The organism is Pseudomonas sp. HTZ2 (genome assembly GCF_033173945.1).
GTDB lineage: Bacteria > Pseudomonadota > Gammaproteobacteria > Pseudomonadales > Pseudomonadaceae > Aquipseudomonas > Aquipseudomonas guariconensis.
Genome location: NZ_CP137332.1, coordinates 3,312,790 through 3,327,842, shown reverse-complemented (window position 1 = coordinate 3,327,842; position 15,053 = coordinate 3,312,790). Strand labels below are relative to the sequence as shown.

The following is a 15,053-nucleotide window of genomic DNA, read 5'->3' as shown; positions in this document are numbered from 1 at the left end:
GCGCGTGGTCCTTGACTCCACGCCTGCATGCTTGCGGAAATTTCAATGCGTCTGTTTCACACCTCCGACTGGCACCTGGGCCAAAGCCTGCACGGCCAGGAACGCGACTTCGAACATGCCTGCTTCCTCGACTGGCTGCTCGGCCAGCTGCGCCTGCGCCAACCCGACGCCTTGTTGATCGCCGGCGACATCTTCGACACGGTCAACCCACCGGTCAAAGCCCAGGAGCGGCTCTACGACTTCATCGTCCAGGCCCATGAGCAACAGCCCAAGCTCGACATCGTGATGATCGCCGGCAACCACGATTCCGGCTCGCGGATCGAACTGCCGGCTGCCTTGATGCGGCGCCTGCGTACTCACGCGCTGGGCCGTGTGCATTGGCTCGATGAAGGCCAGCTGGACGCCGAGCGCCTGCTGATTCCGCTGACCAATGCCCGCGGCAAGGTCTGCGCCTGGTGTTTGGCCCTGCCATTCCTGCGCCCGGCGGAAGTCACCGGCCCACAGCTGGGCGACGACTACCTGCAAGGCATCACCCAGGTGCACCAACAACTGATCGCCGCTGCCCAGGCCAAGCGCAAGAAAGACCAGGCCCTGGTCGCCATCAGCCATGCGCACATGGCCGGCGGCGCAGTCTCGGAAGACTCCGAGCGCAGCCTGATCATCGGCAACGCCGAGGCCCTGCCGGCGCGTCTGTTCGACAAAGCCATCAGCTATGTCGCCCTGGGCCACCTGCACAAACCGCAACGGGTCAACCGTGAGGAGCGCATCCGCTACAGCGGCTCGCCGATCCCGTTGTCGTTCGCTGAAATCAACTATCCGCACCAGGTACTGGAAATCGAGCTCGACGGCGCCGAGCTGGTCAGCGTCGAGCCTCGCCCGATACCACGGGCCGTGGCCCTGCAACGTATCGGTCCGGCACCTTTGGGCGAGTTGCTGCAACAGCTGGCCGACCTGCCGGTGATCGATCTTCTGGACGATCCCAACCGCCAGAGCTGGCTGGAAGTGCGGGTGCACCTGGACGAGCCACAGCCAGACCTGCGCCAGCAGATCGAGAGTGCCCTGCAAGGCAAGGCCGTGCGTCTGGTGCGCATCAGCGCCGAATACGCTGGGCGCGACAGGCAGGACGAGGACGAGCAACCCTTCGTCGAGCTGTCGCAATTGACCCCGCAAGACCTGTTCAGACGCGCCTGGGAACAGGCCTATGGCAACCCGGTCGATGAGCAGGCTCTGGCTGATTTCGCCCAGCTGCTGCAAGACGTCCAGTTGGAGGAGGCTCAGCCATGAAGATCCTTGCCATTCGCCTGAAAAACCTCGCCTCCTTGGCAGGCCCGATCGACATCGACTTCACCGCCGAGCCCCTGGCCAGCGCCGGCCTGTTCGCCATCACCGGCCCCACCGGCGCTGGCAAGAGCACCCTGCTCGATGCCCTGTGCCTGGCGCTGTTCGGCGCAGTCCCCCGCCTGGACGACATCGGCCGGGAGGCCAAGGTGCCCGACGCCGATGGCGAGATCCCGACCTCCGACCCACGCAACCTGCTGCGCAGAGGTACCGGCAGCGGCTATGCCGAGGTGGACTTCGTCGGCATCGACGGGCGCCGCTACCGCGCCCGCTGGGAAGCCAACCGCGCCCGCGAGAAAGCCAATGGCAAGCTGCAACACAGCCGCCAGAGCCTGTACGACCTGGACAGCGAGCAACTGCTTGGCAGCGGCAAGAACGAATACAAGCATTTGGTCGAAGCACGCCTGGGCCTGAACTTCGAGCAGTTCACCCGCGCGGTGATGTTGGCCCAGAGCGAATTCGGCGCCTTCCTCAAGGCCGACGACAAAGAACGCAGCGAGCTGCTCGAAAAGCTCACCAACACCGCCATCTACACCCGCCTGGGCCAACGCGCCTTCACCAAGGCCAAGGAAACCGGCGAACGGCACAACGACCTGCAGAAACAGGCCGAGCACCTGCTGCCCATGGACACCGAAGCCCGCGCCGTACTCGACCAGCAACTGGAGCAGGCCCAGCAACAGTTCAAGGCCGACCAGGCGCGCCAGCGGCAACTGCAGCAACAACGCACCTGGCTTCAGGAGCAGCGCCAGCTACAGGCCCAGTACACTGAGGCCCAACAGGCGCTGCACGCGGCCGAGCAACAGTGGCAGCAACTGGCCGAGCAGCGCCTGGACCTGCAGCGTCTGGAACGCCTCGCGCCGCAGCGCCATCAGTTCCATCGCCAGCAAGTGCTGACCGCACAGTTGACCCCACTGGCTGCGGAGCTCGCCGACCAAGCCCGCCAGCAAGACGAACTGCAAGCCCGCATGGGCGAACTCGAGCAGGCGCTTGAAGGCGCGCGCCAAGCGCTTGCCCAGCGCCAAGCCCAGCACAGCGAAAACGCCCCACGCCTGCGCCAGGCCTTCGCCGCCCAGGACAGCCTGGCGCGCCTGAGCGAAGAACTGGCCGCCCAACGCGCCGCTGCCGAGCAGGCGGCCCAGGAGGTCGCTGACGGCCAGCAGCAATTGCAGCAGTTGGAGGAAAACCAGCAACGCAGTCTGCACACCTTGGCGCAGATCGACGCGGCGCTCGCGCACAGTGAACAACTGGCCGGGCTGACCGATGCCTGGCAGGCTTATCTGCCGCAGTTGAAGCAAGTGATGCTGGTAGGCGGCCGCCTGGCCAAGGGCCGTGAAGAGCTGCCGGGCCTGCAGGCCCAGGTCAGCCAGGCCAATGCCCAATTGCAGTCCCAACGCGACAGCTTCGAGCTGTTGTTCCGCGAAGCCGGTGCCGAACCCCAGGCGCTGGCCGAGCAGATCGACCTGCTGGGCGCAATGCTTCAGGACAACCGCAAGCAGCAACGCGTGGTCGAAGACTTGTCACGCTTGCACGGCCGCGAACAGGAACTGCGTCATACCCTGGCCAGCCTGCGCGAGCGCCAGCAGCAGGCCATGCAACAGCGCCAACAGCTCATCGGCCAAGGCACCGCCGCCAAGGCCGAGCTGGAAGCCGCCGAACAGGCCCTCGCCCTGACCCGCCAGTTACTCGAACGCCAGCGCCTGGCACGAACCAGCAGTGTCGAGGAGCTGCGCGCGCAACTGCGCGACGGCGAGCCCTGCCCTGTTTGCGGCAGCGCCGAGCATCCCTTCCACCAGCCCGAAGCCCTGTTACAGAGCCTGGGCCGCCATGACCAGGCCGAAGAAGACGCCGCCCGCACCCAGGTCGAGGCCCTCAACAACCAGTTGATGGAACTGCGTACCCAACTGGGCGTGGTCAACGCCCAGCTCAAGGACTACCAGCAGCAACAGGTACAGTTGGGCGAGCAACTGCAACCGCTCCTCGAGCAGCTCCAGGCCCATGCCCTGTGGCCCGCCCTCGCACCGCAGGACGACAAAGGCCGCAGTGCCTGGCTCGACGGCCAGCTGCGCCGCCTGGATGAAGAGATCACCCGCGACGAGAAGCGCCAGGGCACCCTGCTCGCCCTGCAAAAAGACGCTGCCCGCCTGAACCAGCAGTTGCAGGCTGCCAGCGAAGCCCAGCAGCAGGCCCAGCGTCATCTCGAGCAACAACACCAGGCCCTGGCGACCGATGAGCAACAGCTTGAGCAAAGTATCAACGATCTGACCAACGTCCTGCCCGCGGACATCCTCCAGGCCCTGCGCGACGATCCGGCCAACGCCTTCCTCGGCCTCGACCAGCAGATCGCCCAGCGCCGCCAGCAGCTCGACCAGCGCAAGGACGAGCAACAAGAACAACAGGCACGCCAGGTTCAGCTGGACAAGCTGCGCGACCAGCAGCAATTGCGCCTGAACACCCAGCAGCAACTCCAACACAAGCTCGCCACCCTGGATGAACAGCGCCTGCAAGCCTTGGCCACCCTGGCTGAACTGCTCGGCGAACAGCCCAGTGCCGAGGCCTGGCAACAGCACATGGACGCGCAACTGGAACATGCCCGCCTCGCCGAGACCGAGACCGCCGAGCGCTTGCAGGCGCTGCGCACCCAAGGTGTGCAACTGGCCGGCGAGCTCAAGTCCAGCCGCCAGCGCCAGCAGGCGCTGGAGCAGGAGTGCCAGCAGTTGCAAGGCCAGATCGCCCAATGGCGCAGCGAACATCCCGAACTGGACGACACCGGCCTCGACCGCCTGCTGGCCATCGACGATGCCCAGCTCGGCGAACTGCGCCAGCGTCTGCAAACGGCGGAAAAAGCCATCGAGCAAGGCCGCGTGCTGTTGCAGGAGCGTGAACAGCGCCTGCAGCAGCACGTCGCCCAAGCCACCGGCGAAGTGGACCCCGAGTCTCTGGAAGAAGCGCTGACCACCCTCGAGCAAGCGCTGGCCAGCCAGGAGCAGCAGTGCGCCGAACTGCGCGCCCGTCAGGCCGACGATCAGCGTCGCCAGCAAGCGCACCAGGCGTTGGCCAGCGAGATCGAGCAGGCCTATCACCAGTGGCAGCGCTGGGCACGTCTGAACGCCCTGATCGGCTCGGCCTCGGGCGACGTCTTCCGCAAGATTGCCCAAGGCTACAACCTGGACTTGTTGCTGCATCACGCCAACAGCCAATTGCGCCAACTGGCCAAGCGCTATCGCCTCAAGCGCGGCGGCAGTGCCCTGGGCCTGCTGGTACTGGACACCGAGATGGGCGACGAGCTGCGCTCGGTGCATTCGCTTTCCGGCGGCGAAACCTTCCTGGTGTCCCTGGCCCTCGCCCTGGGCTTGGCGTCCATGGCCTCCAGTACCCTGCGCATCGAATCGCTGTTCATCGATGAGGGCTTCGGTAGCCTGGACCCGGAGTCTCTGCAACTGGCGATGGATGCCCTCGACGGCCTGCAGGCACAGGGGCGCAAGGTGGCGGTGATCTCCCATGTGCAGGAGATGCACGAGCGCATCCCGGTGCAAATCCAGGTCCGCCGCCAGGGCAATGGCCTGAGCGATGTGGAGGTGTGTGGGTGAGGCTCTATTCGTTCCGCCGCTGCCCCTGGGCCATGCGCGCACGCCTGGCCCTGCGTTATGCCGGCTGCCCGGTGGAGATTTGCGAAGTGGCGATGAAGAACAAGCCCGCCGAACTCCTGGCATTGTCGCCCAAGGGCACGGTGCCGGTGCTCGACACCGGTGACCACGTGCTTGAAGAAAGCCTGGACATCATGCGCTGGGCCCTGGAGCAGAACGATCCACAGGATTGGCGTCTGCAGGCCGCCCCCGCGGCGGCGGCCCAGGCGTTGGAGCTGATTGCGCGCAACGACCACACCTTCAAGGCCCAGGTGAATCTGTACAAGTACGCCGAACGTTACCCTGAACATTCGCGCGAGCACTATCGCCAGCAGGCCGAACCCTGGCTGGCGGAGCTGGAAGGATTGCTCGAAGGCCGTCCGTACCTGCTGGCAGAGCACCCGAGCCTGGCCGATGCCGCCCTGCTCCCCTTGATGCGTCAGTTTGCGGGGGTGGAACCGGCCTGGTTTGCCGGGACACCGTACCCACGTGTGCGCACTTGGTTGCAGGGCTGGCTGGAATCAGACCTGTTCAAGGCCATCATGGCCCGCTGAGGCCCTGTGTCTGCAGGGTGCCCATTCGCGGCGGCTCGACGCCTCGATAAGCCCGTCCCCAGAGGCACAGCGGTGTGCTTGAGAGCACCGAAGGACCTGTGGGAGCGGGTTCACCCGCGAAGAGGCCGGCGCAGCGACCCGAGACCGGCGTTTATATCTTTCAGATAGCCAGGATCGGCGAAGAGAACAGCAACAGCACCACCGCCGCGATACGCCACATCATGCTCCACCTCCGGAGTCAAAAATACAGCGTCAAATTTAAACATATGGCGTTGTGCTACTACCACCCCTTCTACGAATCAATGTGCGTGTTTTCCGCCCAGGGCTGCATGGAAATGCGCGCTTTGCTGCAGGTACTTTTCGGTATAGCTCTGGGTGACAGACGATTTACCGCGCACTTCGACCTGAGCATGGGCAGGCAGGACGACAGAGGCGGAAATGGCGGAAGCGGCAATGACCGGGAAGAGATTGAAGTTCATGCGGGCTGTCCTCGACTTCGATGGTTTGACGATGGCCGTTGTTGGCCTTGGGTCAAACTTACGCCGCCAGGGAGGCCCGCAGAAATTCATTGCGCCAGTAGCGATTATCAAGCCGATTGATAGTCACTCGAGAAACTTGAGGTCCGACGGCGCGTCCTGAGACAGGGTCTGGATGGTCTCGCCGAGCTTGCCGCTGCGTGGGTCGCGGCGCATGACCACGATCTGGTTGCTCTTCTGGTTGGCCACCAGTAAGAAGTTGCCACTCGGATCGAGGGCGAACTCCCGGGGGTGGTCTCCCTCCACCGAGCGGCGCTGCAACAGGCTCAACTGGCCGTCATCCTTGCCCACCGCATACACCACGATCTCGTTGGCAGTGCCGCGGTTGCTGACATAGAGGAATCGGCCGTCGGCCGACAAGTGCAGCCCTCCGGACGCCTTGGCCGCAGCATCCTGCTGCTCGGTCAGGGGCAGGCGCTGGCGTTCGATCAGGTTGCCGTCCTGGGCCTCGAACGTCACCACCTCGCCGCTCATTTCCAAGGTCAGGTAGGCGTACCGGCCCTTGGCGTCGAACAACAGATGACGCGGGCCACTGCCGGCAGGCAAGGCCACCGAAGCGGGGATCGCCGGGCTCAAGGGATGCTGGGGGCTGGCACCGTCGTAGCGGTAGATGAATACCTTGTCGGCGCCCAGGTCGCTGGCGTACAGGTGGCGACCGTCGGGCGAAAGTACCACCGAGTGCACATGGGCACCGGACTGACGTTCGGGATTGACCTTGCTCGGGGCATGGCGCAGCTGCTGGACCGCCTCCTTGAGCGTGCCGTCCCGTGTCACCGGGATCACCACCAGGCTCCCCCCCGGCACAGGTGCGACAGCGTAGTTGGCAATGAACAGGTAGCGCTGGTCATGACTGAGGCTGGCATGGGTCGGCTCGTCGCCACGGCTGGCCACCTGGTTGAGCGGCTTGATCTGGCCCTGGGTGCCCAGCGAAAAACTGCTCACGTGGCCTTGGGGCGTTTCGTTGACCACGAACAGCAAGCGCTGGTCAGCCGAGAGCACCAGCCACGAGGGGCTCACGCTCTTGACCACCTGCAGCGGCGTGGGGTCGATCTGGCCGCTGCGGGTATCGAAGCTATAGCGATAGAGCCCCTGACTGGCGCCATCGGTATAGCTACCGACTAACAGCACGCCTGCGTGTGCGTTGAACGTCAGGCCCATGAGACTAGCGGTCAGCAGGCTCTTCCAGATCTTCATCGTCGTCATCTTCCGAGGCGCGCAAGGCATCCATACAGACTAGCCGATGCTCACCGTCGGCATCGTCGAGCAGCCATTGATCGCCCTCGGCGACTGCGGCGGCGACTTGCTCTGGCGTGAAGCGCCAACGGCGCAGTTGACGGCCGTCCATGCATTCGACCGACAGGCCATCGGCGTCGAAGGTGAAATCGAAGGCATGCAGCCCATCGATCAGCAGCATGTCACAGGATTCGAGGGCAGTGGCAAGGGTGGTCATGGAAAGGTCCGCAGAGAAATGGACCGGCATTATAGCCTCGGCGACGCGAGAGCTGTGGCCGCGAGTCACGCGTGCGAAGGGCCGCAAAGCGGCCCCCCTCCGGATCAATGTGCGAAGATCGACCCACCCGCCTTGCCCGCCAGCTTCTGCGGACGAATCAGGAACCGCGCCAGCGCCGGCAGCAGCCACAGCGCGCCGAACATGTTCCACAGCAACATGAAGGTCAGCATCAGGCCCATATCCGCCTGGAACTTGATCGCCGAGAAGATCCAGGTGCACACCCCGATGGCCAGGCACAGGCCGGTGAACAGCACCGCCTTGCCGGTGGAGCGCAAGGTTTCGTAGTAGGCCTCCTGCAGCGGCAGCCCTGCCCGCAGGAAGCTCTCCAGACGGCTGTAGATGTAGATGCCGTAGTCCACGCCGATCCCCACGCCCAGGGCCACCACCGGCAAGGTGGCAACCTTGACGCCGATGCCCATGAAGGCCATCAGGGCGTTGCCCAGCACCGAGGTGAGCACCAGTGGCAGGACAATACACAGCGTTGCAGCGAACGAGCGGAAGGTGATCAGGCACATCACTGCCACGCACAGGTACACCAGCACCAGGATGGTCAGCTCGGCCGACTTGATCACTTCGTTGGTGGCCGCCTCGATGCCCGCGTTACCGGCCGCCAGGAGGAACTGCAGGCCCTCTTTGTTATGGCTGTCGGCAAAGGCCTGGGCTGCCGCGGTCACCCGCTCCAGCGTCTCGGCCTTGTGATCGTTGAGGAACACCAGCACAGGCGCCAAGGAGCAATCGGCGTTGTACAGGCCATCGGCGCGGGCGATGGAGTTATTGAGCACGTCCGGGTTGCGCGACAGGGTCTCCCATTTCAGGCTGCCCTCGTTCATGCCTTTGATCACTTGCTTGGACACGGTCACCAAGGAGATCGCCGACTGCACGCCGGGAGTGTTCTCCATGGTCCACATCAGCTCGTCGATCGGAGCCATGGTCGAATGGATCGAGCAGCTCTCGGCCGGGGTCTTGACCATGATCACCAACACGTCGGAGCTGGTGGAGTAATTGCTGATGATGAAGTTGTTGTCCTGGTTGTAGCGCGAGTCAGGACGCAGCTCCGGCGCGCCCTGGTCAAGGTCACCGATCTTGAGGTTCTGGCTGTACCACAGGCCGCCGGCAAAGGCCGCCAGGGCCAGGGCGATGGACACCGGCGCCACCTTGGGGCTGGCGAAGTTGGCCAGCAGGCGCCAGAACGGGTGTTCGCGGGTGGCGTCCTTCTTGCTGCGGGCAATGGCCTTTTGGCTGATGCCTACGTAGGAAATCGCTACCGGTAACAGAATCAGGTTGGTGAAGACGATCACCGCCACGCCGATCGACGCACCGATGGCAAGCTCACGGATCACGCCGATGTCGATCACCAGTAACGTGATGAAGCCCACGGCATCGGCCAGGATGGCGATCATGCCCGGCAGGAACAGCTGCCGGAACGTGCGCCGGGCAGCGGTCAGGGCGTTGTCGGCTCCGCTCGACTGCAAGGCGATGCCGTTGATTTTCTGCACCCCGTGGGAGATGCCGATGGCGAAGATCAAGAACGGCACCAGCATCGAGTACGGATCCAGCCCGAAGCCGACCGCATGCATCAGCCCCAACTGCCAGACCACGGCCACCAAGGTGGTGATGAGCACGGCGATAGTGCTGCGGATGCACCAGGTGAACCAGTACAACAATGCCCAGGTGATGGCCAGGGCCACGCCGAAGAACATCACCACCATCACCAGACCGTCGATCAGATCACCGACTTTCTTGGCGAAACCGACGATGTGGATCTTCACGTTGGGATTCTGGGCCTGGAACTTGTCGCGAATCTTCTCTTCCAGCTGATGGGAAAACTGCTGGTAGTCGAGCTTGACCTGCTTGCTCTGGTCTTGAGAGTCCGGGTAACTCTCCATCAACGGCACGTCGACGATGCTGGACTTGAAGTTGTTGGCCACCAGACGCCCGACCTGGCCGGACTTGAGCACGTTGTCGCGCAGCTCGTCGAGGCTTTCGGCCGAGCCGTTGTAAGTGTTGGGGATCACCTCGCCGCCGGCGAAGCCGTCTTCGGTCACCTCGGTCCAGCGCACGCTCGGACTCCACAGCGACTTGAGCCCAGCCCGGTCGACGCCCGGAATGTAGAAGACCTCGTCATGGATCTGGCGCAAGGTCTCCATGTAGTCCTTGTCGAAGATATCGCCATTGACCGCTTCCACCGAGATGCGCACGGTGTTGCCGAGGTTGGCCAAGTCATTGCGGTGCTCGAGCATCTGTTCGATGAACGGGTGCTGCAGCGGGATCATCTTCTCGAAACTGGTAGACGGGCGGATCTGCGTGGCCTGCCAGAACAGGAAGATGCTCACCAGCAGGCACAGGGCGATGACGGCCGGCCGATTGTTGAAAATCAGCCGTTCGAGCAAGGTCGCCTTATCTTGATGATGGTGCTGGTGCATGTCGAAACTCTCCCGGCTGGTCATTGCTGCCCCTCCTCTGCGCCTTCAGCGGTGGCCAGGTGCACGCCCCCTTGGCCCACCAACAGCAGACCGCCATTGGCAAGCTCCGCGGCGCCCGACAGGGCGAGACGGTCGGCGCGGTTGTAGACCGTGAAGCTCTGGCCGTCATCGCGGCTGCGCAGTACCGTGCCGCCATTGCCCACCAGAACCAGGCTGCCATCCTTGAGCAAGGTGGCGCTCGCCAGGCCGAACTCCAGCGAGCCACGGGCAGCCTTGAGCGCGATCGGCTGCCAGGTATCGCCGAAATCAGTAGAACGGAACAGGTTGCCGCGCAGGCCGTAGGCCAGCAGCGTGCGGGGGTGAGCAGTGGCGATCACGCCGAACAGCGACCCCTCGTAGGGGCCTTCGACGCGCGACCAGCTCTGGCCGTTGTCGCTGGAACGGAACATGCTGCCCTGTTCGCCGACGATAAACAGGCCCGCATCCTTGATGCTGGCAATAGCGTTGAGGTGCAACTGATCGGGGTTGTCCAGCCGCTCGGCGATGTCCTGCCAGTGCTGGCCGCCATCGGTGGTTTCGATCAGGGCGCCATAGGCACCCACGGCAAATCCATGCTGGGCATCGAGGAAGGTCACGTCGAGCAATGGTGCTTCGCGCGCGAGGTCTTCGAACTGTTTGCTCCAGGTGGCGCCGCCATCGTTGGTGGTCAGCACCTGGGCGTCATGGCCGACCGCCCAGCCGCGCTTGTCGTCGAGGAAGAACACTGCCGTGAGCAACTGCCGGGTGGGCACTCGGGCCTGGGTCCAGGTCTTGCCCTGGTCGTCGGAGAACAGGATATGGCCACGGTCGCCGACCACCACTAGCCGTTTACCGAGATTGGCGGCATCGATCAACAGGCTCTGGCTGGCCCTGGCCGACTCCACCGAGTACTCCTCGGCAGCGGCGGCCTGGGCACCACCTGCTGCTGTCGAGATGGCCAGCGCCAGCCACATGCTGGCCGCCAGTGGCCAGGCACCACGCCGGGCACGCGCCCTAATCCGGTCTCTCATGACCGCTCCCCTTTTGTGTTCTTGTAGTGGGTGAGCCTATTGGCAGGTGCTGCGAAAACCCTGTTCCAGAGCACTGCAATGGCTTTGGGGCCATCCTATCGGGGATATCGGCGGGAAAACAACGAGCGGGACGTTATGTTTTGTTAAGCAAAAGAAAGGGGCTGCTGCGCCCCATCGCAGGCTTCGCCAGCTCCCACCTAGGTTGATAGGGGCTGACGAAGCCTGCAATGGGGCTGCCCAGCAGCCCCTGTCAGTCCGGTTCAGGCCAGACTCTTGCTCACCACTTCATACACATCGCTGGACAGCGCACCACAAGCCAGGATGCGCTCCAGCTCGCCACGCATCAGAGCCTGGCGCGCATCGTCGTACTTGCGCCAGCGGGTCAGCGGCGCCAACTGGCGCGAAGCGATCTGCGGGTTGAGGGCGTTGAGCTCGATCACCAGGTCCGCCAGGAAGCGGTAGCCCGAACCGTCGGCGGCGTGGAAGTTCACCAGGTTCTGCCCGGCGAAGGCACCGATCAGCGCACGCACCTTGTTGGGGTTCTTCAGGGTGAAGGCCGGGTGCTGCATCAGCGCCTTGACCCGCGCCAGGCCACCCGGCAGGGGGCTGGCGGCCTGCACGCTGAACCACTGGTCCATGACCAGCGGGTTGTCCTTGAAGTGCTCGGCGAAGGCGTCCAGGGCCTTGGCGCGCTCGGCCTCGAACGGCGAGTTGACCAGCACCGCCAGGGCGGTGAGACGCTCGGTCATGTTGTCGCAGTGCTCGAACTGCTCCAATGTCGCCTGCAACACCTGCGGCTTGCCGGTGAGCATCAGGTACGACAGGGCGATGTTCTGCAGGCTGCGGCGCGCGAAGTGCTCGGCTTCGGCGACGTAAGGGGTCTTGCTGGAGACTTCGCGGTTGGCCTGGTAGCGCGCCCACAGGGCGTCGAACAGCTGCTCGGCGATCTGCTTGCGAGCGAATTCACGGGCTGCATGGATGGCATCGACGTCGGCCACCTGGCTGATCTCGGTCAGGTACGCCTCACCAGGCAGCGACAGCATCTCGGCGACCATCGCTGCATCGAGCGCCGCATTGCCCAGTACCGTGCCCAGGGCAGTGATCAGCCGCTGATCGAGCTTGAGGGCCTCGCCGCGCTGATATTGGCCGATCAGCTCCTGCAACACCTGCACCGACAGCTGCTGACCCGCTTCCCAGCGGTTGAAGCCATCGCTGTCGTGCTGCATGAGGAACATCAACTGGTCGCGATCGTAGGGGAAGCTCAGCTTGACCGGCGCGCTGAAACCACGCAGCAACGACGGCAGTGGCTTGGCGGCGATGCCTTCGAAGGTGAAGGTCTGCTCGGCTTCGGTCACCGACAACACGCGGCTGGTGCCCTGCGGTACAGCTTCGCCGGCCAGGCGCAGTGGCAGGTCGTTGCCCTGGGCGTCCAAAAGGCCCAGTTCCACAGGGATCACGAACGGTTGCTTCTGGGCTTTGTCCGGGGTCTGCGGGCAGCTCTGGCGGAAAGTCAGGCTGTAGGTCTGCGCGGCAGCGTCATAGGCTTCGCTGACCTCCAGGCGCGGCGTGCCGGCCTGGCTATACCAACGCTTGAACTGGGTCAGGTCCACGCCGTTGGCGTCTTCCATAGCCTTGATGAAGTCATCGCAGGTCACGGCCTGGCCGTCATGACGTTCGAAGTACAGGTCGCTGCCCTTGCGGAAGCCTTCGCTGCCCAGCAGGGTACGGACCATGCGCACCACTTCGGCACCCTTTTCATACACGGTCAGGGTGTAGAAGTTGGAAATCTCGATGAAGCTGTCCGGGCGAACCGGATGGGCCATGGGACCTGCGTCCTCGGCGAACTGGTGCGTGCGCAGGTAGGCTACGTCCTCGATGCGCTTGACCGTGCGCGAGTTCATGTCGGCGCTGAACTCGGCGTCGCGGAACACCGTGAAGCCTTCCTTGAGCGACAGCTGGAACCAGTCGCGGCAGGTCACCCGGTTGCCCGACCAGTTGTGGAAGTACTCGTGGGCCACCACCCCCTCGACCCGCTGGTGGGCGGCGTCGGTGGCCGTTTCGGCACGCGCCAGCACACAGCTGGAGTTGAAGATGTTCAGGCCCTTGTTTTCCATGGCGCCCATGTTGAAGTCATTGACCGCGACGATCATGAAGATGTCCAGGTCGTATTCACGGCCGTAGACCTCCTCGTCCCAGCGCATGGACTTCTTCAGGCTGACCATGGCGTGGTCGCACTTGTCGATGTTCTCCGGCTCCACGTAGATACGCAGGGTCACGTCACGACCGGACTGGCGGGTGAAGGTGTCCTCGACGCACCACAGGTCACCGGCCACCAGGGCGAACAGGTAGGCCGGTTTCATGAACGGGTCTTCCCACGTTGCCCAGTGACGACCTTCCTCGGCCGGTCCGCTGCCGACCGGGTTGCCGTTGGACAGCAACACCGGGTAGCGATGCTGCTCGGCGATCACGGTGGTGGTGAATTTGCTCATCACGTCCGGGCGATCGAGGTAGTAGGTGATCTTGCGAAAACCCTCGGCCTCGCACTGGGTGCAGAACATCTTGCCGGACTTGTACAGGCCTTCGAGCGCGGTATTGCTCTCTGGATGGATCTTCACGCTGGTGTCGAGGGTGAACCGCTCGGCCTTGGGCTGCACGGTCAGGCTGTCGTCATCGACCTGATAGTCGCCGGTGGCTAGCGTCTGGTCATCCAGCTGCACACTCAGAAGCTCCAGTTGCTGGCCGTCGAGCACCAGCGGCGGCAGACCAGCGCCCCGGGCCGGGTTGCGGCGCATGACCAACTGCGCATGGACCAGGCTGTGGTCCTCGAACAGCTCGAACGTCAGGTGCGTCTCGTCGATCAGGTACTCAGGCGCCTGGTAATCCTTGAGGTAGATCACTTGCGGTTGTTCGGTACGCATCGTGCTGGTCCTTTTACTGGTGCACGGCCAATTGATAGGCCGTGTACTTGCGAATGTTGATCACACCGGTGTCGAAGATCAGGTACTGGCCCTTGATGCCCAGCAGCGTGCCTTCAGCCACAGGGTCTTTGTCCAGGTTGAAGCTCACGATCTTTTTCGGATAGGCCTCGACCGGGTAGCGCATTTCGACCACTTCGGCGTCGGCCAGCGGCTGGATCGCCTGCAGGCCAAAGCGCGCCTGCAAGCCCTGCAGGCCTTCGGCGCAGGCATCGAAGATCTGTTCGCGGATGGCTGGCAGGTCGAGCACGTCGGCGTCGCCCTTGAGCAGCGCTCGCCAGTTGGTACGGTCCGGTACCTGGCTGCGCAGCAGATCCTCGACCAGGCCAGACTGTTGCCGGGTGGCCACGCGCAGGATCGGCAAGGCCTGGCTGGCGCCTTGGTCGAGCCAGCGGGTGGGCAGCTGGGTGGCGCGGGTGATACCGACCTTGATACCCGAGGAGTTGGCCAGGTACACCACATGGTCGGTCATGCAGAACTGCTCGCCCCAGGACGGCTCACGGCAGGTGCCGGCGTCGTAATGGCATTTTTCCGGGGCCATGATGCAGACATCGCACTGGGCCAGCTTGGTCATGCAGGGGTAGCAGTAACCCTGGCTGAAGCTGGTCTTGGTGCGCTTGCCGCAGTGGGTGCAGTGGATGGCGCCGAGGTACTCCAGGCGCAGGGTCTTGCCGATCAGTGGATTGACCGGCACCTGCTCCTCACCGAGGCGAAAGGCGTATTGGACAACCGGTGCTTCCAGGCGCACCGCCATTTTGCTCAGAGAGCCACGAGCGAGTTCGATCAATGTACCGAGTCCGACTTGAACAGGATGTTGGGGACCGGTGCCGATTTCGACGCGCACTCCTGTGGGCCCATATAGCCGGTGCGCTGCTCCTCGGGCAGGTTCTTCATCTCCCAGGCGATCACCGCCTGCAGCGACAGCGCTTTCTGCTCCGGGGTCAGCTTGCGGCCGTCAGCCCATTTGCCGATTTCCACGGCCAGTTTCAGGCTCTCGTAGATCTCGGGGGTGATGTTTTCGATCATTTGCGCAAAGGTGGACATA

Annotated in this window: 11 protein-coding genes; 3 read left to right on the top strand and 8 right to left on the bottom strand. The window is 63.8% G+C overall.

Annotated elements, in window-relative coordinates; genetic code table 11:
* Window positions 1-45 precede the first annotated feature (45 nt).
* From R6G97_RS15460 to R6G97_RS15450, 3 genes are read left to right on the top strand one after another with little or no spacing between them, the layout of a single operon-like run.
* Complete coding sequence (locus tag R6G97_RS15460; RefSeq protein ID WP_317847194.1) at window positions 46-1,284, top strand: exonuclease SbcCD subunit D C-terminal domain-containing protein; 1,239 nt, start codon at window positions 46-48, stop codon at window positions 1,282-1,284.
* Window positions 1,281-4,925, top strand: coding sequence for an AAA family ATPase (locus tag R6G97_RS15455; RefSeq protein ID WP_317847193.1), 3,645 nt, complete (start codon window positions 1,281-1,283; stop codon window positions 4,923-4,925). Before R6G97_RS15460 ends, R6G97_RS15455 begins: the two co-directional genes overlap by 4 nt.
* Complete coding sequence (locus R6G97_RS15450) at window positions 4,922-5,515, top strand: glutathione S-transferase (RefSeq protein ID WP_317847192.1); 594 nt, start codon at window positions 4,922-4,924, stop codon at window positions 5,513-5,515. Before R6G97_RS15455 ends, R6G97_RS15450 begins: the two co-directional genes overlap by 4 nt.
* A gap of 299 nt (window positions 5,516-5,814) precedes the next feature.
* Here R6G97_RS15450 and R6G97_RS15445 read toward each other — a convergent pair whose 3' ends face one another.
* The 8 genes from R6G97_RS15445 to R6G97_RS15410 all read right to left on the bottom strand — a co-directional run bounded on the left by R6G97_RS15445 (window position 5,815) and on the right by R6G97_RS15410 (window position 15,052).
* A complete protein-coding gene (locus R6G97_RS15445; RefSeq protein WP_043206774.1) occupies window positions 5,815-5,994 on the bottom strand; it encodes a hypothetical protein in 180 nt (59 codons plus the stop codon).
* A gap of 123 nt (window positions 5,995-6,117) precedes the next feature.
* Window positions 6,118-7,245, bottom strand: coding sequence for a lactonase family protein (locus R6G97_RS15440; RefSeq protein WP_434968408.1), 1,128 nt, complete (start codon window positions 7,243-7,245; stop codon window positions 6,118-6,120).
* A complete protein-coding gene (locus R6G97_RS15435) occupies window positions 7,214-7,501 on the bottom strand; it encodes a DUF5629 family protein (RefSeq protein ID WP_043206779.1) in 288 nt (95 codons plus the stop codon). The genes R6G97_RS15440 and R6G97_RS15435 overlap by 32 nt, the downstream gene beginning before the upstream one ends.
* Window positions 7,502-7,605: 104 nt before the next feature.
* Window positions 7,606-10,008: an efflux RND transporter permease subunit gene (locus R6G97_RS15430; protein WP_317847191.1), complete on the bottom strand. Its 2,403-nt coding sequence runs from the start codon at window positions 10,006-10,008 to the stop codon at window positions 7,606-7,608.
* Window positions 10,005-11,033 (bottom strand): WD40/YVTN/BNR-like repeat-containing protein, encoded by a 1,029-nt coding sequence (locus R6G97_RS15425; RefSeq protein WP_043206780.1) that lies wholly within the window; start codon window positions 11,031-11,033, stop codon window positions 10,005-10,007. The genes R6G97_RS15430 and R6G97_RS15425 overlap by 4 nt, the downstream gene beginning before the upstream one ends.
* Window positions 11,034-11,293: 260 nt before the next feature.
* On the bottom strand, window positions 11,294-13,951 hold the full coding sequence (gene pepN, locus R6G97_RS15420; protein WP_317847190.1) for an aminopeptidase N: 2,658 nt from the start codon (window positions 13,949-13,951) through the stop codon (window positions 11,294-11,296).
* A gap of 13 nt (window positions 13,952-13,964) precedes the next feature.
* Window positions 13,965-14,795: a DUF2797 domain-containing protein gene (locus R6G97_RS15415; RefSeq protein ID WP_043206785.1), complete on the bottom strand. Its 831-nt coding sequence runs from the start codon at window positions 14,793-14,795 to the stop codon at window positions 13,965-13,967.
* Complete coding sequence (locus R6G97_RS15410) at window positions 14,792-15,052, bottom strand: YeaC family protein (RefSeq protein ID WP_043206786.1); 261 nt, start codon at window positions 15,050-15,052, stop codon at window positions 14,792-14,794. Before R6G97_RS15410 ends, R6G97_RS15415 begins: the two co-directional genes overlap by 4 nt.
* Between the last annotated feature and the right edge of the window lies 1 nt (window position 15,053).